Origin of the sequence: Ramlibacter sp. (assembly GCF_028292805.1) — a bacterium.
Classification (GTDB): domain Bacteria; phylum Pseudomonadota; class Gammaproteobacteria; order Burkholderiales; family Burkholderiaceae_C; genus Ramlibacter.
In genome coordinates this window covers 1-17545 of the sequence record NZ_JAQGLS010000223.1, presented here as the reverse complement: position 1 = coordinate 17545, position 17545 = coordinate 1, and the positions used below count along the sequence as shown (strand labels likewise).

Below are 17545 nucleotides of genomic sequence, written 5' to 3'. Positions count from 1 at the left end.
CCATCCGCTGCAGGCCGACTCGGCCGGACTGCGCGGCCTGTCCACCGAGCACCTCGCCTCTGCCTTCCAGGTCAACGCCGGTAATCCGCTGGTGGGGCTGGACAGCCGCGCCGTGCTGCTGCGCCGGCTCGGCGAGGTGATGGCGGAGCAGCCGGAGGTGTTCGGCGAGCCGGGCCGGCCGGCCGGCATCTTCGACATGATCGTCACGCCGTTCGGCAGCACCGACGCCCCGCCGACGGCCGAAGTGGCGGCGCACGACATCCTGTCGCAGATCCTGCAGTCGCTCTCGGGCATCTGGCCGGCCAGCAACGCGATCGCCACAGTGCCACTGGGCGATTGCTGGCGCCATGCCGCGGTGCGCGGCGAAGGCCTGACCGACGGCTGGGTGCCGTTCCACAAGCTGTCGCAGTGGCTCACCTACTCGCTGCTGGAGCCGTTCGAGTGGGCCGGGGTGCGCACGCGCGGGCTGGACGCATTGACCGCCCTGCCCGAATACCGCAACGGCGGCCTGATGATCGACAGTGGCCTGCTGCGCCTGCGCGACGAAGGCCTGGCGCGCCAGGTCTGGCAGCCGGGCGACGAGCTGATCGTCGAATGGCGGGCACTGACGCTGGCGCTGCTGGACGAGGTGGCGCACGAGGTTCGCGGCATGCTCCACCTGGATACCCAGCGCCTGCCGCTGGCCTGCGTGCTGGAAGGCGGCAGCTGGGCCGCCGGCCGCGCCCTGGCCCAGCGGCACCGCGGCGGGCTGCCGCCACTGCAGGTGGCGAGCGACGGAACCGTCTTCTAAGAGAATCGACCCCATGCAAAACAACGTCCACGTCATCGACCACCCCCTGGTGCAGCACAAGCTGTCCCTGATGCGCAACAAGGAGGCCAGCACCAACAGCTTTCGCCGCCTGCTCAACGAGCTGTCCATGCTGATGGCCTACGAGGTCACGCGCGACGTGCCGATGCAGGAGGTGGACATCGAAACGCCGATGGAACAGGCACGCGTGAAGGTGATCGACGGCAAGAAGCTGGTCTTCGTCTCGATCCTGCGCGCCGGCACCGGCATCCTGGACGGCATGCTCAGCGTGGTGCCGGGCGCGCGCGTCGGCCACATCGGCCTGTACCGCGACCCCAAGACGCTGACGGCGGTGGAGTACTACTTCAAGATGCCCGAGAAGATGGCCGAGCGCGACGTGATCGTGGTCGACCCGATGCTGGCCACCGGCAACTCGGCCATCGCGGCGGTCGAGCGGCTCAAGGAGCTGAGCCCCAAGTCGATCAAGTTCGTCTGCCTGCTGACCTGCCCCGAAGGCGTGCGCGCCATGCAGCAGTCCCACCCCGACGTGCCGATCTACACCGCGGCCATCGACCGCGAACTGAACGACCACGGCTACATCCTGCCGGGGCTGGGGGATGCGGGCGACCGGATGTTCGGCACGAAATGACGGCCTTGCCATGGCGGGCTTGACTCCGCAATCAGTCGATGATGGTCAGGCCGAACTGGATCCCGGCTCACGCCCGCAATGACACCTTGACCCCCCCCGATGGCACGGCGCTTGCTGCTCCCACGGAATCCTAGCCATCTCATGATCGACATGGCGCCGACGTTCTCTACGCCGAGCGCTGTTGGCAGCCTTTCAGCCGCCGCGGCGCGGCGCGGGCCAAGCTGCTGGCAGTGGCCAGGCGCTTCGGGTTGGCGGTGGAGCCGCACGCGCCGTCGGCTCGCTGTCGCTGGGCCAGCGCCAGCGGGCGGAGATCCTCAGGGCGCCGTGCCGCGGCGCCCGCACCCTGATCCTGGACGAGCCGACGGCGGTGCTGACGCCGCAGGAGAGCGAGTCGCTGTTCGCGACCCTGGCCGCCCTGGTGGCCGAGGGCCTGTCCATTCTCTTCATCAGCCACAAGCTGGCCCAAGTGCTGCGGGTGGCGAACCGCGAGCGGCTGCTGGCCGCGAGCCCTGGCGCGCCGACCCGGCCTGGCTGGTGGCGCACGGCATGGCGCGCATTCCCGAGGACCGGCACGGCACCGGCGTGGTCGGCGACCTGCCGGTGTGGGAGAACGCGGTGTCGGAGCGGCTGCGCGGCGCGCTGTTCCGCCGCGGTGGCGTGGTGCGCCGGCAGGCGGCCCGATCCCACGCGCAGGCCATCCGACAGGCCTTCGACGTGCGCCGCGCCGGGCTGGACGCGCCGGCCCGGACCTTGTCCGGCGGCAACATGCAAAAGCTGATCCTGGGCCGCCCCGCATGCCCCGGACGCAAGCACGCCACGGCCGATCGTGACGCACCAGCCGACCGGGCGAGCGCTGATGGACGATGATGTGACCGGTCCCGCGCGGACCCTGCCCATCAACCTGGAACCATGATGAAGAAGTACCTGCCCCTGATCGCCCTGGCCCTCGCGGCTGCCTGCCGCACCGCCGCCGCCGGCCCGGACGATCCCTCCAAGTTCGACGCCACCCCTTACAAGCCGCAAAAGGCGGTGTATGACTTCAACTTCGCCAAGCCGCTGGACGGCAAGGCCGCCTTCGGCTACGTGCGCAACCACCTGGAGGCGCTGAAGAAGTATGGCGACGTGAAGAACTCGCACATCGTCATCGTGGCCCACGGCAACGAGCTGCATGCCTTCTCGCGGCTGAACCGCGCCGCCTACCCGGGCGTCTACGAAGACTTGAAGGCGCTGGCCGATGCCGGCGTAACCATCCGCGTGTGCGGCAACGCGGCGCGCTCGCGCGGCTACAAGCCCGACGAGTTCTACGACGTGATCACCGTGGCGCCGGCCGCCGTGAGCGACCTGGCCAAGTGGCAGAACCAAGGCTATAGCTACATGTACGCCGAGATGTTTCCGCGCGTGACGCGCGACGACATCGTCAAGCAGTACCCCGAACTGCAGTAGGCGCCACCGGCGCGCGAAAGGCTTCCGTGCTCGACCTGCTGATCACCAACGCCACCCTGCCCGACGGCCGCTGCGACATGTCGGTCGCCGTGCAGGCCGGCAGGATCACCGAAGTGACGGCCGGCCTGCGGGCGGCGGCCGCCGAGACCGTCGACGCCGCCGGCCAGCTGCTGACGCCGCCGTTTTGCGACCCGCACTTCCACATGGACGCCACGCTCAGCTACGGCCTGCCGCGAGTCAACGAGAGCGGCACGCTGCTCGAGGGCATCGCCGTGTGGGGCGAGCTCAAGCCGCAACTGCGGGCCGACGACATCATCGAGCGGGCCCTCGCGTACTGCGACTGGGCGGTGGCGCGCGGCCTGCTGGCGATCCGCAGCCACGTCGACACCAGCGACCCGAGCATGTTGCCGGTGGAGGCCTTGCTGGAAGTCAGGCGCCGCGTCGCCGGCGTCATCGACCTGCAGCTGGTGGCCTTTCCGCAAGACGGCGTGCTGCGCGCCCCGCGGGGCATGGAGAACCTCGAGCGCGCGCTGGACCTGGGCGTCGACGTGGTCGGCGGCATCCCGCACTTCGAGCGCACCATGAGCGAGGGCGCCGCCAGCGTGCGGCTGCTGTGCGAGCTGGCGGCCGAGCGCGGCAAGCTGGTCGACATGCACTGCGACGAAACCGACGATCCGCTGTCGCGCCACATCGAAACCCTGGCTTTCGAGACCCAGCGGCTGGGCCTGCAAGGCCGCGTGAACGGCTCGCACTGCACTTCCATGCACGGCATGGACAACTACTACGTGAGCAAGCTGCTGCCGTTGATCGCGCAAAGCGGCGTCAGCGTGATCGCCAACCCCTTGATCAACATCACGCTGCAGGGGCGGCACGACGGCTATCCGAAGCGGCGCGGCATGACGCGGGTGCCGGAGCTGATGGCGGCGGGCGTGAACGTCGCCTTCGGCCACGACTGCGTGATGGACCCGTGGTATGGCATGGGTTCGGCCGACATGCTGGAGGTGGCGCACATGGGCCTGCACGTGGCGCAGATGACCAGCCGCACGGGCATGCAAGCGTGCTTCGACGCAGTCACCACCAATGCGGCGCAGGTGATGCACCTGGACGGCTACGGGATCGCGGCGGGCTGCGAGGCGAGCTTCGTGCTGCTGCAGGCGGGCGACGCCATCGAGGCGATCCGGCTGCGGGCGAACCGGCTGAAAGTCTGGAAACGGGGAGTGGTGCTGGCGGAGACGCCGCACGTGGCAGCCGCGTTGCGGGTGCCGGGCCGGCCCGGCGCGGTCACGTTCACGGCGCCTGCGCGGCGCTGAACGGTCCCGGCCGGGCGGTCTGGAAAGCCTGGGTCAGGCCTTCCAGCTGGCGCGGATCAGCGCGAAGGAGCCGGCACGACGATCACGTTGTCGCCGGTGCGGCCGCGCTGGCCGGTGGCGCCGGTGGCGCCGGTGTCACCGGTGGCGCCGGTGTAGCCCGTGGCGCCGGTGGCGCCGGTCTCGCCGGTGGTACCGGTGTTGCCCATGCTGCCGGTCGAACCGGTCAGGCCGGTGCTGCCGGTGCTGCCGGTGTTGCCGGTGTTGCCAGTGATGCCGGCGGAACCGGTTTCACCGGTGGCACCGGTGGCGCCAGGCGCGCCGGCCGGGCCGGGAACGGCGATCACCGCGGGGGCCGCGGCCGGCACCGGGGCGACGACGACTTCACGCTGGCAGCCGGCCAGGGTCAGGGTGGCAACGGCGATGGAGAGAGCGAATGCGTATTTCATTGGAATCCTGTCGATCTAGCGAAACCGCATACCTGGGACAGGAGGTCCGCAAGGCGCAGTTCACTGCCGGAAGGTACCGCGACAGGAGGGGGCCATTGTGTCCGCTACCGTACATTGCGGCCTTCCTGGGCCGGATTGACGACTTCCGCCTACAGGACGCCGGCCTTGACGGCTGAGCCGGGTCGCCTGGCGGCACGCCTGGCGGCCTTGATGGCCCTGCGCTGCCCCAGCACCTGTCGGAAGGCGAAGACGACGGCCGCCGGCCAGCGCAGTTGCCAGTGCGCGTCGCCGGCCTGCATCAGGCCACGCTTTTCGCACTGGGGAATGAAGCTGTCCACCGCCTGCTTGTTGGCGCGGAAGAACTCGACCCCGTCGGTCACGATGGCTTGCGGGTTGTCGGGCAGCCGCTGCAGGTGGCGCCGCCAGGACTGCTGCGCCCCCGGCAGGTAGCCGTCGTCCATCAGCCAGCCGGCCGGGATGGTCAGCAGCTTGTGCAGGTAGCAGTTGACCGTGGCCAGCACGTGCCCGCTGCGCAACTGGGTCACCCACATGATCGAGCACGCAGCCGGGCGGCCCGCGGCCGAAGCGGCCGTGACCACCGCGTGCGCGTGCTTGTCCGCATGCTGGTAGACGTCGTTGAACGTGAGCCGCTCGGTGCTGGAAACGAGCGCGGGCTCGGACGCGGTGGTGTAGCGGAACTGGAAACCCAGGGCGGTCAGCAAAGGCCTGGCGCCGTCGAGTGCGGTGCGCACCGGCGGCGGCACGGAGCCCGGCGCGGCCAGGCCCAGGGCGATATCGCGCCAGCGCAGGCGTGTCAGGCGCCACGCCGCGAGCAGCACGCCCAGCACCAGCACGGCCGGCAGGCCGATGGCCAAGGCCAGCAGGCCGCTTGCTACCCAATCCATTGCGCCTCCCCGGCTCCCTGACCCCCGGGCAGGCGACCCAGGCAACCTGCCCCTGCGCAAGTGCGCCAGCCTGCGGCCACGGACCTCTCCCCGGTCTGGGGCCTCACGGAGCCACCCGGAACTCGAAGGTCTGGCGCAGCCTGAGTTGGTCCGCCGCCTCGCCGTCCGCGGGAGAGAACTTCCATTGCGCGAGGGCCTGGGGCACGGCTTGCGACAGCAGTTCGTGGGGCAACTCCAGGAGGCTGAAGGAGGCCACGGTGCCGTCGGCCTGGACGAGCCCCTGCGCCGTCACCCGGCCCGTGATCTTGTACCCGCCGAGCGGGCGGCGCGGGGGAGCAGCGCAGCCGGCCAGCAGGACCAGCGGGACTGGCAGTGCGGGCCGCAGCCAACGCGAAAGCCCGGCCGGTTCGGGCGCGAATCGGTCGGCCAGCCGCTGTTCACCCGGGGTGGTGCGCGCGGCGCACGACCTCATGGCGGTCATCATGGTTGCCACTGCTTGTCGTCCCCCCTGCTCTTTCCGCCCATCATGCGGGATTGCGGCAATTGTGACAAGGGTTGGAACGGTGGCGGGTGGCACCCGAACTCCGTGCCTGTGCTACCCGCCGGTGCGCTGCAGCACGCCCGGTTGCCGCCGCGACCCTTGCGCCTTGCCAGTGATCGGCGGCGCCGGCAGCGCATCGTCGCCGGCGGCAATCATGAAGCGGCGATCCAGCGAGTACCAGCGGCGCTGCACCTAGGCGGCGGGCGCGGGCTCGCCCAGCTGCGGCAGGTACCGGCCCACCAGCGCCCGGGTGACGCCGAACTGCAGGTCGGTCTCCAGGTGCGGGTCGTCGCTGGAGTACACCTGCGAGAACTGCGCCTTCAAGCCCGGCTTGTGGATCGGAAAATCAATGTGCGCCAGCCGCATGTCGTGGCGCCCTTGCGCGCGCAGCAGCTCGCCCACCGGCCCGGCGACCGCGATCGGGTCGCCGGGCGGCTTGACGCTGCGAAACGCGATCTGGCCGCCAGCGGCAGGCGCGCAAGCCTAGCCGCGCCGGACCGACTCGGCGCTGAACCCCGCCGCGGCCCAGGCCTCGGCGCGCGCGCGGGTCAGCTTGAACGATGGCGCCACCGGCACCTGCGCCAGCACTTCGTCACCGGCGCCGCGCGCGCCCAGCACGGCGCTGGGGTTCTCTTCGTCCGGCTCGATGTCCAGCGTCACGGTCACGCGCTCGTCGCCGTGCGAGATCACCAGGCTCTGGTGCAGTTGCGCATGCAATTGCTGCTGCGAGCGCCGCACGAACTCGCTGGCGGTCTTGACCAGGGTGTTGAAGGCCGCCGTGTCCAGCGGTTTGGGGTTCTTCTTGTCGCGGCCCATGGTCCAGGGGCCGACCAGCGCCGGCTCCACCCGGCCATCGGGCGTCATGGCGACGGCCCAGCCGTCGTCGTCCTCGTTCTTGACGACCTGGGCCGTCCAGCCGTTGTCGCGCCATCGGCGCGGCTCCTGGATGCGTTCCCCGTCGCTGTCTTCATTCAGGCTCATCGCCTGAGTTTACGGCCCCGCGCCAGCGGGCCCTGACGCCACCGTCACACCGGCGGATGACGGATTCGTGTCCGGCGCGCGGGTGTGCGCTGCCGCCACGGTTTACGATCCAGCCTGTCGCATCAAGAAAAAAGGCCGCACATGGGCGCGCAGTGGAAAGCAAAAGGCAAGGCCCAGGCGGCCGACGCCAGGGGCAAGTTGTTCGGCCGGCTGGCCAAGGACATCATGGTGGCCGCGCGCGGCGGCCCCGACCCTGCCGGCAATTCGCGCCTGCGGCTGGTGGTGGAGCAGGCCCGCAAGGCCTCCATGCCCAAGGACACGCTCGACCGCGCCATCAAGAAGGGCGCCGGCCTGACCGGCGAGGCGGTGCACTTCGAACACGTGATCTATGAGGGCTTCGCGCCGCACCAGGTGCCGGTGATGGTGGAATGCCTGACCGACAACGTGAACCGCACGGCGCCCGAGATGCGGGTGTTGTTCCGCAAGGGCCAGCTCGGCACCTCCGGCTCGGTGGCCTGGGATTTCGACCACGTCGGCATGATCGAAGCCGAGCCGGCCGCGGCCGGCGCCGACCCCGAACTGGCCGCGATCGAAGCTGGCGCCCAGGACTTCGAGCCGGGCGACGAGCAAGGCACCACCATGTTCTGGACCGACCCGAGCGACCTCGACCTGGTCAGCCGGGCGCTGCCGGCGCAAGGCTTCACGGTGCTGTCTGCCAAGCTGGGCTACAAGCCGAAGAACCCGGTGGACCCGGCCAGGCTGGAGCCGGCGCAGCTGGAGGAGGTGGAGGCGTTCCTGGCTGCCATCGACCAGCACGACGACGTGCAGAACGTGTTCGTGGGACTGGCGGGTTAACAGCATGGCCAGCCAGAAGGAAGCTGTGGTGGCCGGCCATGCCGACCGGGTGGACGACGACGGCGGCCAGCCGGCCCGCTGGAAGATCATCGGCCCGGGCCTGGTGGTGGCCGCCACGGGCGTCGGCGCCGCCGACATGGTGGCCACGCTGGTCGCCGGCTCGCGCTACGGCTACGGCCTGCTGTGGGCCGTGGTGCTGGGCGTGGTGCTGAAGATCATCCTGGTCGAAGGCGCCGGCCGCTACACGCTGGCCACCGGCCGCACGATCTTCGAAGGGTGGCGCACGCTGGGGCGCTGGACCACCTGGTACTTCGGTCCCTACATCATGATCTGGGGCTTCATCTACGGCGCCACCGCGATGTCGTCGTCGGCGATGCCGCTGGCCGCGCTGTTTCCGGCGGTCGACCTGAAGGTCTGGGCGGTGCTGATGGGGCTGGCCGGCTTCCTGATGGTCTGGTTCGGCCACTACGCCTTCTTCGAGAAGGTCACCGCCGTGCTGGTGGGCATCATGTTCGTCACGGTGGTCGGGCTGGCGGTGATCGCCGCGCCGAACATCCCGGCGATGGCCAGCGGGCTGGTGCCGATGATTCCGGCAGGCGGCATGCTCTACACGCTGGCACTGGCCGGCGGCGTCGGCGGCACCATCACGCTGGCGGCCTACGGCTACTGGCTGCGCGAGAAAGGCTGGTACACGCCCAAGTGGATGCGCGTCATGCGCATCGACAACGCCATGGCCTACGTTCTGACCGGGGTGTTCGTGCTGTCCATGCTGGTCGTGGGCGCCGAAGTGGTCCGGTCGGCCGGCGTCGCCCTGAGCGCCGGTGACGAGGGCCTGCTGGACCTGACCAGGGTGCTCAACGAACGCTACGGCAGGTTCATCGGCACCGGCTTCCTGGTCGGTTTCTGGGCCGCTTCGTTCTCGTCGATCATCGGCGTGTGGAACGGCGTTTCGCTGATGTTCGCCGACTTCTGGGGCACCATCCGCGGCCTGCCCTCGGGCCATCCCGACACGCGGGTTGGCGGCAAGTACTTCCGTTTTTACGTGCTGTGGCTCACCTTCCCGCCGATGGTGCTGTTCCTGCTGAACAAGCCGATCTTCCTGATTCTGCTGTATGGCGTGCTCGGCTCGCTGTTCATGCCGTTTCTGGCCATCACGCTGCTGGGCCTGCTCAATGGCAGACGCGCGCCCCCCGGCTGGGGCAACACGCCGCTGACCAATGTGCTGCTGGGCATCACCGCCGCGCTGTTCATCGCGTTGGGTGCGCAGCAGCTGTGGAGCGAGCTGTCAAAGGTGCTGGGCTGAGCCCTTGCCTTCGAGCAGCTTGACCAGCGCCCACAGCACCCGGTTGGCCGGCGTCGCCACGCCCAGCGCCACGCCGCGGCGCACGATCAGCCCGTTGAGGAAGTCGATTTCGGTCGGCTTGCCGCGCGCCAGGTCCTGCGCGGTCGAGGAAGACTGCGCCGGCATGCTTTCGACCAGCTTGCCCACGGCAGCGTGGGCGTCGCCGGGCAGCCGCACGCCTTCGGCCCGGGCTACCGCCAGGCATTCCTCCACCACGTCGTGCATCACCTCGGCGATGCCGATGCCGCGCACGTTCTCGCCGTACGGGCGCTGCGCGATCGCCGACACCGCGTTGTAGGCGCAGTTGAGGATCAGCTTGAGCCACAAGGCGCCGCGCACGTTGTCCGAAACATCCGTCGGCACGCCGGCCGCCGCCAGCGCCAGCGCCACGGCCTCGCTGCGGGGCGACGGCTCGATCACCAGGTCGCCGCGGCCATGGTGCCTGACGTGGCCGGGCCCAGCCATCTCGGTGGCCACGTAGACCACCGCCGCGGCCACCGCATGGTCCGGCAGCACGGTGCGCAGGCGCTCGGCGTTGTCGACGCCGTTCTGCAGGCACAGCACCAGCGTGTCGGCTCGCAGGTGCGGTGCGATCTGCGCCGCGGCCGCCTCGGTGTCCATCGACTTGACGCAAAACAGGACCAGGTCGGCGCCCTGCACCGCCGCAGCGTCGCTGCTGGCGGCCAGCCTGACCTGCTCGTCGAAGCCGCGCGTTTCCATGCGCAAGCCGTCGCGTTCGATGGCCTGCACGTGCGCCGGGCGCGCAACCAGGGTGACGCGGTGGCCGGCCCGCGCCAGCATGCCGCCGAAGTAGCAGCCGACGGCGCCCGCGCCCATGACGGCGATGTGAAGTGCTTGGGTCATGGGCGGATTCTAGGGAGACCTTTGCTATCCTGAACGGATGCCCTACGTCGACTTGTCGCGTGACCCTGCCGCCATGCGCCGCATCTTCACCGGGCTGGGGCTGGCCGGCGCCGACGAACCCGTGGCGGCGGCGGCGCTGGCCGGTGGCGTCTCCTCGGGCATCTACCGGATCGACCTGCGCTCGGGCAGCTACTGCCTGAAGCAAGCCCTGCCGCGGCTGAAGGTGGCCAAGGAATGGAACGTGCCAGTCGAACGCGTGTTCGCCGAGGTCGCCTGGTTGCGCACGGTGGCCGGCATCGCGCCCGGCCACGTGCCGCGGGTGCTGGGCCAGGACGACGCCAGCAAGAGCTTCGTGATGGAATTCCTGGGGCCACAGTACCGCAGCTGGAAGGCCGACCTGCTGGCCGGTCAGGTCGGTCCCGCCGTGGCCGGCGCCGTCGGCGACGTGCTCGGGCGCGTCCATGCGGCCACGGCCGACCACGCCTTGCTGGCCGAGCGCTTCGCCACCGACGCCACCTTCCACGCGATCCGGCTGGAGCCCTACCTGCTGGAGACGGCGCGGGTCCACCCGGGCCTGGCCCCGGTCCTGCTGGCGACCGTGGAGCGCACGGCGGCGACGCGCCGGGTGCTGGTGCATGGCGACATCAGCCCCAAGAACATCCTGCTCGGCCCGCACGGCCCGGTGCTGCTCGATGCCGAGTGCGCCTGGTTCGGCGACCCGGCCTTCGACGTCGCCTTCTGCCTGAACCACTTCCTGCTGAAGGCTGCGCACCTGCCGCGGCACGGCCAGGCGCTGATGGAGAGTTACCGCGCTTTCCTGACCGGCTACTTCGCCCGGGTCGAATGGGAGGCGCCGCAGGCACTGGAGCAGCGCATCGCCGCGCTGTTGCCGGCGCTGACGCTGGCCCGCGTGGACGGCAAGTCGCCGGTCGACTACCTCACCGATCCGCAACGCCAGGCCGTGCGCCGGGTTGCGATCGCCTTGCTGCGGGATCCGCCGGCACAACTGGAACAGGTCGCGGCCAGCTGGGCCGGGGAGTTCATCGCATGACGATACGAAGAATCGAAGCGCGCCGCATCTGGGATTCGCGCGGGCGGCCCACGGTGGAAGTGGAAGTCACCAACGACGACGCCAGCGTGGGCATCGGGATCGCGCCGGCGGGCGCTTCGATGGGCACGCGCGAAGCCGCGGAGTTACGTGACCGCGGCGAGCGCTTCAAGGGCCTGGACGTGCAGCAAGCGCTGCGCGGCATCGAGCGGGAGATCGCCCCGGCGCTGCTGGGCCGCGACGCGGGCGACCAGGCCGGGATCGACGCGACCCTGGTCGCGCTGGACGGCACGCCGAACAAGGCGCGCCTTGGCGGCAATGCGCTGGTCGCCACCTCGCTGGCGGTGCTGCACGCCGCCGCAGCGCGGGCGCGCCAGCCGCTGTGGCAGTACCTGGCGCAAGGGCGCAGCGTGCAACTGCCGTTGCCGCAGATCCAGATCTTCGGCGGCGGCGCCCATGCGGGTCGCCGGGTCGACGTGCAGGACTTCATGGTGATCGCCACCGGCGCCACCTCGTTCGCGCAGGCGCTGGAGATGACGGCCGAGGTGTACCGCTGCGCCGGCGAGCTGATGGCAGCGCGCGGCCCGCTGGCGGGGGTGGCCGACGAGGGCGGCTGGTGGCCGGACTTCAAGCGCAACGAGGAGGCGCTGGACACGCTGGTCGCGGCCATCGAGCGGGCCGGTTTCGTGCCGGGCGACGAAGTGGGCATCGCGCTGGACATCGCGGCCTCCGAATTCGGCAGCGGCGGGCAGTACCGGCTGGCGCTGGACAACCAGCAGCTCGATTCCGACGGCCTGTGCGAGCGGCTGGTGCGCTGGGTGGAGCGCTATCCCATCGTCTCGATGGAAGACCCGCTGGGCGAGGACGACGAAGCCGGGCTGGTCGCCTTCACCCGCGCGGTCGGCCATCGGGTGCAGGTGGTGGGCGACGACTACCTGGTGACGGACGCCCAACGCGTGCGTGGCGCGGCGCGGCTGGGCGCCTGCAATTGCGTGCTCATCAAGCCGAACCAGGCTGGCACCGTGACGGAGACCCGGGCCGCGCTGGAGGTGGCGCAGGCGCTGGGTTACGGCACCATCGTCTCGGCGCGCTCGGGCGAAACCGAGGACGTGGCCATCGTGCACCTGGCCACCGGCTGGAATGCCGGCCAGCTCAAGGTCGGCTCGTTCGCCCGCTCCGAGCGCATGGCCAAGTGGAACGAAGGCGTGCGCATCGAGGCGCGGGCCGGCGCGCCGGGTGGTTTCGCCGGCCGGGCCGCGCTGGCGCGCAACCGCTGAGCTGACGGCGAGGCTTGGCAATGGTTCGTCCTCCCGGGCTCGACCCGAGCCGGGCGGCGCAGGATCCAGCGCTGCCTGGATCGCGGGCCAGGCCCGCAATGGCAAGCCCGGCGCGCTGCCGCGCTATTTCCGACGCAGCACGAACCGGAACAGCGTCCACTGCGCGGCCAGCCCGCACACCGACCAGCCCAGCATCAGCAGCGCCATGTTCACCGGACTGTCGTTGGGAACCAGGCCGATCACGAAGCCGCCCAGCGCGCCGGTCAGTTGCTGCATCAGGCCACCGACGGCAGCGGCGGAGCCGGCCAGCGCGGGGATCAGGCCCACGGTGCCGGCCAGCGTCGGCGGCGCCAGCAGGCCGTGGCCGATCCCCAGCAGCACCAGCGGCAAGGCCAGCGCCAGCGGCGTGTGCAACCCGGCCAGCGCCAGCGCCAGCACCAGCAGCAGGCCGGCGAAGGTGCCGACCTGTCCCAGTCCCAGGATGAAGCGGTCGCCATGCAGCCGGATCAGCCGGCTGGCCAGCAGGTTGCCCACGATGTAGGCCAGCGGGATGCACATGATGTACCAGCCGATGCGGTCCGGCGTGACGCCGTAGCCGGCCAGCACCAGCGGCGCGCCACCCAGGAAGGTGTAGAAGGTGGCGGTGGCCATGGCCAGCATCACCACGTACAGCAGGAAGGCCCGCTCGCGCACCAGCCGCCCGTAGCCCGACACCAGCTGGCGCCAGCCGCCGGCGCGATTGGCCGCCGCGGGCGTCAGGTTCGGCAGGCCCCACCAGGCGGCGGCCAGCAGGCCCAGCCCCAGCGCCGCCAGCAGCACGAAGTTGGCCTGCCAGCCCAGGTGCACGTGCAGGTTGCCGCCGACCAGTGTCGCCAGCGGCGGGCACACGCCCATCGCCATGCCGACGAAGGCCATCACCCGGGTGCGCTCGCGCCCCTGGAACAGGTCCTGCACCATGGCGCGCCCCACCACCATGCCGGCGGCGCTGCCGGCGCCCTGCAGCACGCGGGCCAGCGTCAGCACGCCGATCCCCGGCGCGGCCATCGCCAGCAGCGAGCCGAGCAGCGAAACCACCAGCCCGATCAACAGAATCGGCTTGCGCCCGAAGCGGTCCGACAGCGGGCCATAGAGCAGTTGCAGCCCGCCATAGGCGGCGATGAAGCCGCTGAAGGTCAGCTGCACCGCGGCCTGGCTGGCGCCGAAGGTGGTTGGCCAGTCCTGCATGGACGGCAGGCAGATCGTCATGATCACCAGGCCGAAGGCAAGCTGGGCGATCAGGTTGGCGGTGAGCCAGCCGTGCCGATGCGGCACGGCGCTTTCGTTGTTCTTGATGGGTTCCTGCACCGCGCAAGGATAATGCCGTGGCGATGAACTACTGGCTGATGAAGTCCGAGCCCGCCGAATGTTCGGTGGACGACGCGCTGGCGGCGCCCGGCGCGACCGTGCCGTGGGTGGGCGTGCGCAACTACCATGCGCGCAACTTCATGCGCGACGCGATGCGGGTGGACGACGGCGTGCTGTTCTACCACTCCAGTTGCGCCGAGCCCGGGGTCGTCGGCGTGGCCCGGGTGGCCTCGGCGCCCTACCCCGACCCGACCCAGTTCGACCCGTCCTCCCGTTACTTCGATCCGGCCGCCAAGCGCCAGGCGCCGCGCTGGACGCTGGTCGACGTGCAGGTGCTGCGCAAGACCCGCAACCTCACTCTGGCCGCGATGCGCGGCGACCCGCTGCTGGCGGACCTGGCGCTGCTGCGCAAGGGCAGCCGGCTGTCCATCACGCCGGTGGAACAGCGCCACTGGAAGATCGTGCTGCAGCGGCTTGGCGAGCAGTGAGCGGCTGGCAGGTCGCGGCCTTCCTGCTGTGCGTGGCGCTGGCCACCACGGCGCAAAGCGTCACCGGCTTCGCGCTGGCGCTGATCCTGCTGGGACTGACCGGGCTGCTGGAGCTGGCGCCGCTGGCCGACGTCGCCAACGTGGCCACGGTGATCTCGCTGCTGAACGCGGCCATCGCGCTGCGCGGCACCCGCAAGTCGCTGGACAACGCGATGCTGCGCGCAACGATCCCCGGCAGCATCGTCGGCGTCGCGCTCGGCGTCGCCCTGCTGGCCTGGCTGGCTGCCAACGTGGTGATGGGGCTGCGGCTGCTGCTCGGGCTGGTGGTGATCGCCTGCGCCATCGTGGTGCTGCTGCGCGCCGAGCCGCTGCGCCAGCGTTCCTCGCCCACCGCCTTCGCCAGCTTCGGGCTGCTGTCCGGCCTGCTGGGCGGGCTGTTCGCCGCCTCCGGACCGCCGCTGGTCTACCACTTCTACCGCCAGCCGATCGGCCTGGACGCGCTGCGCGACACCTTGATGGCGGCGTTGGCCGCCGGCGGCGTGCTGCGGCTGCTGATGGTGGTCGCCTCCGGTCAGTTCAACCGCAACTCGCTGCTGCTGTGCCTGCTGGCCGCCCCGGTGGCGATCGCCCTGACCTGGTGGTTCAAGCGCCGGCCGCTGGGCTGGTCGCGCGAGGCGGTGCTCAGGATCGTCTGCGCATTGTTGGTGGTCACCGGCATCGGGCTGGTGGTGCCGGCGGTGCAGGCGCTGTCAGGCCCGCAGGGTTAACCGAAGGGCATCCGGCTGGGCGCACCGGCCGCGAAGCCGGGGTGCGGCTTCGCCTTGCCGCCAGCCTACGCCAGCGTGCGTAAAGATGCCGCGGTCGCTGGCGACGGCCGGGCCTGTTGCGGCGCCGACGCGCGCGCGAGTCGCTGCCATCCTGCGCGCTCAGGTGCACGCCCACATCCGGCCATGCCGTCGATCACCAGCACCGAGAAGCCATGGTGGTGCCGGCATGTCCAGCTGGCTGGCCGGCGTGCCCAAGCCGGCGGCGAAACCGGCGATGCGCGTGAGCACCAGCCGGCGCGCGCCCGCTTGCAGCAGGCGCTGGACAGGCGCTTGAGCAGCAGCACCAGCGCGGTCAGCGTGGCGTGGGTCCAGCAGCACCTCGCCGCGGCCAGGATGAAGCGAAACCGCAGCGGGTCGTCCATCAAGTGGCTGCCTTCTGTTGTTGCCGTTCGATGCGCTCCCGCGTGCTGGCTGCGCGCCGGGCCCAGGCCGGGATGCCCATTCGCAGGGCGGCGTCCTGCGCCAGCCGTGCGCTGGCGATGGCGGCTACATGGTCGCCCCGCAAGGCCAGGCCGTCGGCCCGCAGCCGGTGCAGCTGCGGGTCCCAGCAATGCTCGCCGGTAGCGCCGGCCGCCAGCCCGCGCTCGGCGCAGTCCACCACCTGCGCGGCAACACCGGCCGCCAGCCAGGCGTCGGCCAGCAGGCCCAGGAAGAACGGCCGCAGGTTGCGCGCGCCGCCGGCGCACCAGGCGTCGAAGCTGCGCTGCATCTGCACCAGCGCGGTGGCGGTGTCGCCCTGCCGCGCCCGGCCCCAGCCGTCCATGATGGCTCCCATCAGCTGCCAGGCCGGGAAAGCCTGCTCGCGGCCGATGGCGATGGCGCGGGCCGCGGATTCACAGGCCGCCACCGGGTTGTCGGCCAGGGTGTGCAGCACCGCGTCGGAACACCAGGCGTAGGCCGCGTCGAACGGCGCCAGCGCCGGGATCACGGCGCGCAACGCGGCCGCGCCTTCGTCGGCGACGACGGTGTCTCCCTGCAGCCAGCACGCCAGGCTGTGGAAGGCGTGGCACATCACCGCCGGGTCATGGAAGCCGCGCGCGCTGCGGTCCGCCGCCGGCGCGACGCGGAACTGGCCCAGCCCCTTGCCGCACTCGGCGCGCGCGCCCTGCAGGTCGCCCTGGTAGAACAGCGTCATGCCGGCCGTGGCGCTGGCCACCAGCGCGGTGATCGGCTGCTGCCCGCGATCGGCCAGCGCCCGCAGCTGCCGCGCGACGGCCAGCGCGCGGCCGGTTTCGCCGCGCATCAGTTCGTAGGCCCACAGGCCCCACAGCGGCACCAGCAGCTTGGCGCCGCTGCCCAGCCGCTCGCCCAGCAGCCGGGCCCGCGAATAGGTCTGCTCCACCTGCGTATCGAGCACGCCGTGCACCGCCATCAGTGCCGGGGCCAGCACCAGCTGCAGTTCCAGCTCCAGCTCCAGCGCCAGGGCCGGTTCGTCATCGCCCGGCTCGCCCAGCAGCCGCAGTGCGGTGCGCGCATGGGCGGCGGCTTCGACGCAGGCCGAGCGCGCCAGCGCGCGTTTGGCGGCCACCAGCCAGTGCACGAGGGCCGGCTGGATCTGGCCGGCTTCGGTGTAGTGGTGGGCCAGCAGCTCCGGCTGGCGTTCCGCGCAGGCCGGATCGTCCGCCAGCAGCGTCTGCGCCACGCGGGCGTGGCTGGCTTGGCGTGCGCTGCGCAGCAGCGACCAGTACGCCGCGTCGCGCAGCAGCGCATGGTGGAACGCGAAGGCGTCGCCGGCGGCCTCGGGCAACGCGCGCAGCAGGTGCGCGTCGACGCCGCGCCGCAAGGCCTGGTCGACGACGTCCTCGCCCAGCCCGCTGACCGCGCGCAGCTGCCGGCGCGAGAAGCTGCGGCCGATCACGGCCGCCTGCTGCAGCACCAGCCGGGCCGCGCCCAGGCGGTCCAGCCGCGCCATGGTCTGCTCCTGCAGCGTAAGCGGGATGTCCTCGCCTTGCGCCTCCAGCGCCGAGCGGGTGAACTCCTCGACGAACAAGGGATTGCCTTCGGCGCGCTCCAGGATGCGGGCGACGGCTTCGGCGTCAAGGCTGCGCTCGCGGTCCAGCGCCGCGACGATGGCGGCGGCCTCGCCGGCGCCACACGGCTGCAGCGCCAGCCGCTGCACTCGCGGCCCGTTGGCCCAAGGCGCCTCGAATTCGTTGCGCGCCAGCAGCAGCAGCAGCAGCCCCGCGGGCAGCTCGCGCTGCAGCAGACGGCCCAGCCACTCCAGCGTGCTGGGGTCGGCCCAGTGCAGGTCTTCCACAGCCAGCAGCACCCGCCCGCGCGCGGCCAGGCTGCGGACCACTGCGGTGGCCGCCGCGAAGGTGCGTTCGCGCTGCGCCTGGGCGCTGATCTCGGGGGCGGCCGTCGCGGCGGGCGACGCGATCGCCAGCAGGGCCCGCAGCGGCGCCGCCACCGCCTCGTCCCGCACCCCGGCCACGGCC

Annotated in this window: 20 protein-coding genes and 1 pseudogene; 11 read left to right on the top strand and 10 right to left on the bottom strand. The window is 71.2% G+C overall.

The window, feature by feature from the left end; genetic code table 11:
* The 5 genes and pseudogenes from JWP65_RS14125 to JWP65_RS14105 all read left to right on the top strand — a co-directional run.
* On the top strand, nt 1-790 hold a 790-nt coding region (locus JWP65_RS14125), incomplete at its 5' end, for a DUF1688 family protein (protein WP_299764779.1).
* A gap of 13 nt (nt 791-803) precedes the next feature.
* A complete protein-coding gene (upp, locus tag JWP65_RS14120) occupies nt 804-1436 on the top strand; it encodes a uracil phosphoribosyltransferase (protein ID WP_299764777.1) in 633 nt (210 codons plus the stop codon).
* A 182-nt stretch (nt 1437-1618) separates the two neighbouring features.
* Nucleotides 1619-2225 (top strand): annotated as a pseudogene (locus JWP65_RS14115) (ATP-binding cassette domain-containing protein); the annotation flags it as partial.
* A gap of 120 nt (nt 2226-2345) precedes the next feature.
* Complete coding sequence (locus JWP65_RS14110) at nt 2346-2879, top strand: DsrE family protein (RefSeq protein WP_299764775.1); 534 nt, start codon at nt 2346-2348, stop codon at nt 2877-2879.
* A gap of 26 nt (nt 2880-2905) precedes the next feature.
* The gene (locus JWP65_RS14105) at nt 2906-4189 is read left to right on the top strand and encodes an amidohydrolase family protein (protein WP_299764772.1); all 1284 of its coding nucleotides are present in this window, start codon (nt 2906-2908) and stop codon (nt 4187-4189) included.
* 56 nt (nt 4190-4245) lie between these two features.
* Here JWP65_RS14105 and JWP65_RS14100 read toward each other — a convergent pair whose 3' ends face one another.
* From JWP65_RS14100 to JWP65_RS14075, 6 genes are all read right to left on the bottom strand, one after another.
* The gene (locus tag JWP65_RS14100; RefSeq protein WP_299764770.1) at nt 4246-4635 is read right to left on the bottom strand and encodes a collagen-like protein; all 390 of its coding nucleotides are present in this window, start codon (nt 4633-4635) and stop codon (nt 4246-4248) included.
* A gap of 149 nt (nt 4636-4784) precedes the next feature.
* Nucleotides 4785-5540 carry a hypothetical protein gene (locus JWP65_RS14095; protein ID WP_299764768.1) on the bottom strand — a complete coding sequence of 252 codons (756 nt, stop codon included), beginning with the start codon at nt 5538-5540 and terminating at the stop codon, nt 4785-4787.
* Between the two features lie 103 nt (nt 5541-5643).
* Nucleotides 5644-6024 (bottom strand): energy transducer TonB, encoded by a 381-nt coding sequence (locus JWP65_RS14090; RefSeq protein ID WP_299764765.1) that lies wholly within the window; start codon nt 6022-6024, stop codon nt 5644-5646.
* Between the two features lie 111 nt (nt 6025-6135).
* Nucleotides 6136-6273 carry a hypothetical protein gene (locus tag JWP65_RS14085; protein ID WP_299764763.1) on the bottom strand — a complete coding sequence of 46 codons (138 nt, stop codon included), beginning with the start codon at nt 6271-6273 and terminating at the stop codon, nt 6136-6138.
* Nucleotides 6274-6537 (bottom strand): hypothetical protein, encoded by a 264-nt coding sequence (locus tag JWP65_RS14080; RefSeq protein WP_299764781.1) that lies wholly within the window; start codon nt 6535-6537, stop codon nt 6274-6276. It abuts the gene before it with no gap.
* Nucleotides 6538-6564: 27 nt separating this feature from the next.
* The gene (locus tag JWP65_RS14075; RefSeq protein ID WP_299764761.1) at nt 6565-7062 is read right to left on the bottom strand and encodes a hypothetical protein; all 498 of its coding nucleotides are present in this window, start codon (nt 7060-7062) and stop codon (nt 6565-6567) included.
* Between the two features lie 141 nt (nt 7063-7203).
* Here JWP65_RS14075 and JWP65_RS14070 point away from each other — a divergent pair, with 141 nt between their 5' ends.
* A complete protein-coding gene (locus JWP65_RS14070) occupies nt 7204-7917 on the top strand; it encodes a YebC/PmpR family DNA-binding transcriptional regulator (protein ID WP_299764759.1) in 714 nt (237 codons plus the stop codon).
* 4 nt (nt 7918-7921) lie between these two features.
* Nucleotides 7922-9220, top strand: a complete 1299-nt coding sequence (locus JWP65_RS14065; RefSeq protein WP_299764757.1) for an Nramp family divalent metal transporter — start codon at nt 7922-7924, stop codon at nt 9218-9220.
* Here the strand turns inward: JWP65_RS14065 and JWP65_RS14060 are convergent.
* Nucleotides 9203-10123: a 2-dehydropantoate 2-reductase gene (locus tag JWP65_RS14060; RefSeq protein WP_299764755.1), complete on the bottom strand. Its 921-nt coding sequence runs from the start codon at nt 10121-10123 to the stop codon at nt 9203-9205. The two genes, JWP65_RS14065 and JWP65_RS14060, sit on opposite strands and share 18 nt — an antisense overlap.
* A gap of 37 nt (nt 10124-10160) precedes the next feature.
* On the opposite strand from JWP65_RS14060, the gene JWP65_RS14055 reads away from it, so the two are divergent.
* Together JWP65_RS14055 and eno are read left to right on the top strand one after the other, a co-directional pair.
* Nucleotides 10161-11174, top strand: coding sequence for a phosphotransferase (locus JWP65_RS14055; RefSeq protein ID WP_299764753.1), 1014 nt, complete (start codon nt 10161-10163; stop codon nt 11172-11174).
* The gene (gene eno, locus JWP65_RS14050; RefSeq protein WP_299764751.1) at nt 11171-12448 is read left to right on the top strand and encodes a phosphopyruvate hydratase; all 1278 of its coding nucleotides are present in this window, start codon (nt 11171-11173) and stop codon (nt 12446-12448) included. Before JWP65_RS14055 ends, eno begins: the two co-directional genes overlap by 4 nt.
* Nucleotides 12449-12571: 123 nt before the next feature.
* Here the strand turns inward: eno and JWP65_RS14045 are convergent, their stop codons facing one another.
* On the bottom strand, nt 12572-13792 hold the full coding sequence (locus JWP65_RS14045; protein ID WP_299764749.1) for a Bcr/CflA family efflux MFS transporter: 1221 nt from the start codon (nt 13790-13792) through the stop codon (nt 12572-12574).
* A gap of 23 nt (nt 13793-13815) precedes the next feature.
* Between JWP65_RS14045 and JWP65_RS14040 the strand changes: the two genes are divergently transcribed.
* Both JWP65_RS14040 and JWP65_RS14035 read left to right on the top strand, forming a co-directional pair.
* Nucleotides 13816-14280, top strand: a complete 465-nt coding sequence (locus JWP65_RS14040; RefSeq protein WP_299764747.1) for an EVE domain-containing protein — start codon at nt 13816-13818, stop codon at nt 14278-14280.
* A complete protein-coding gene (locus JWP65_RS14035; protein ID WP_299764745.1) occupies nt 14277-15047 on the top strand; it encodes a TSUP family transporter in 771 nt (256 codons plus the stop codon). Before JWP65_RS14040 ends, JWP65_RS14035 begins: the two co-directional genes overlap by 4 nt.
* Before the next feature lie 65 nt (nt 15048-15112).
* On the opposite strand, the gene JWP65_RS14030 is transcribed toward JWP65_RS14035, so the two are convergent.
* The gene (locus JWP65_RS14030; protein WP_299764743.1) at nt 15113-15469 is read right to left on the bottom strand and encodes a hypothetical protein; all 357 of its coding nucleotides are present in this window, start codon (nt 15467-15469) and stop codon (nt 15113-15115) included.
* Nucleotides 15469-17545, bottom strand: a 2077-nt coding sequence (locus JWP65_RS14025; protein WP_299764741.1) for a hypothetical protein, incomplete at its 5' end; no start/stop codon positions are given. The genes JWP65_RS14030 and JWP65_RS14025, both read right to left, overlap by 1 nt.

Excerpts from the sequence above, each read along its gene's own strand:
- JWP65_RS14090 (WP_299764765.1), bottom strand. The coding sequence starts at position 6,024 with ATGATGACCGCCATGAGGTCGTGCGCCGCGCGCACCACCCCGGGTGAA.
- JWP65_RS14070 (WP_299764759.1), top strand. The coding sequence starts at position 7,204 with ATGGGCGCGCAGTGGAAAGCAAAAGGCAAGGCCCAGGCGGCCGACGCC.
- upp (WP_299764777.1), top strand. The coding sequence starts at position 804 with ATGCAAAACAACGTCCACGTCATCGACCACCCCCTGGTGCAGCACAAG.
- JWP65_RS14095 (WP_299764768.1), bottom strand. The coding sequence starts at position 5,540 with ATGGATTGGGTAGCAAGCGGCCTGCTGGCCTTGGCCATCGGCCTGCCG.
- JWP65_RS14110 (WP_299764775.1), top strand. The coding sequence starts at position 2,346 with ATGATGAAGAAGTACCTGCCCCTGATCGCCCTGGCCCTCGCGGCTGCC.
- JWP65_RS14040 (WP_299764747.1), top strand. The coding sequence starts at position 13,816 with ATGAACTACTGGCTGATGAAGTCCGAGCCCGCCGAATGTTCGGTGGAC.
- JWP65_RS14100 (WP_299764770.1), bottom strand. The coding sequence starts at position 4,635 with ATGAAATACGCATTCGCTCTCTCCATCGCCGTTGCCACCCTGACCCTG.
- JWP65_RS14055 (WP_299764753.1), top strand. The coding sequence starts at position 10,161 with ATGCCCTACGTCGACTTGTCGCGTGACCCTGCCGCCATGCGCCGCATC.
- eno (WP_299764751.1), top strand. The coding sequence starts at position 11,171 with ATGACGATACGAAGAATCGAAGCGCGCCGCATCTGGGATTCGCGCGGG.
- JWP65_RS14030 (WP_299764743.1), bottom strand. The coding sequence starts at position 15,469 with ATGGACGACCCGCTGCGGTTTCGCTTCATCCTGGCCGCGGCGAGGTGC.
- JWP65_RS14060 (WP_299764755.1), bottom strand. The coding sequence starts at position 10,123 with ATGACCCAAGCACTTCACATCGCCGTCATGGGCGCGGGCGCCGTCGGC.
- JWP65_RS14065 (WP_299764757.1), top strand. The coding sequence starts at position 7,922 with ATGGCCAGCCAGAAGGAAGCTGTGGTGGCCGGCCATGCCGACCGGGTG.
- JWP65_RS14075 (WP_299764761.1), bottom strand. The coding sequence starts at position 7,062 with ATGAGCCTGAATGAAGACAGCGACGGGGAACGCATCCAGGAGCCGCGC.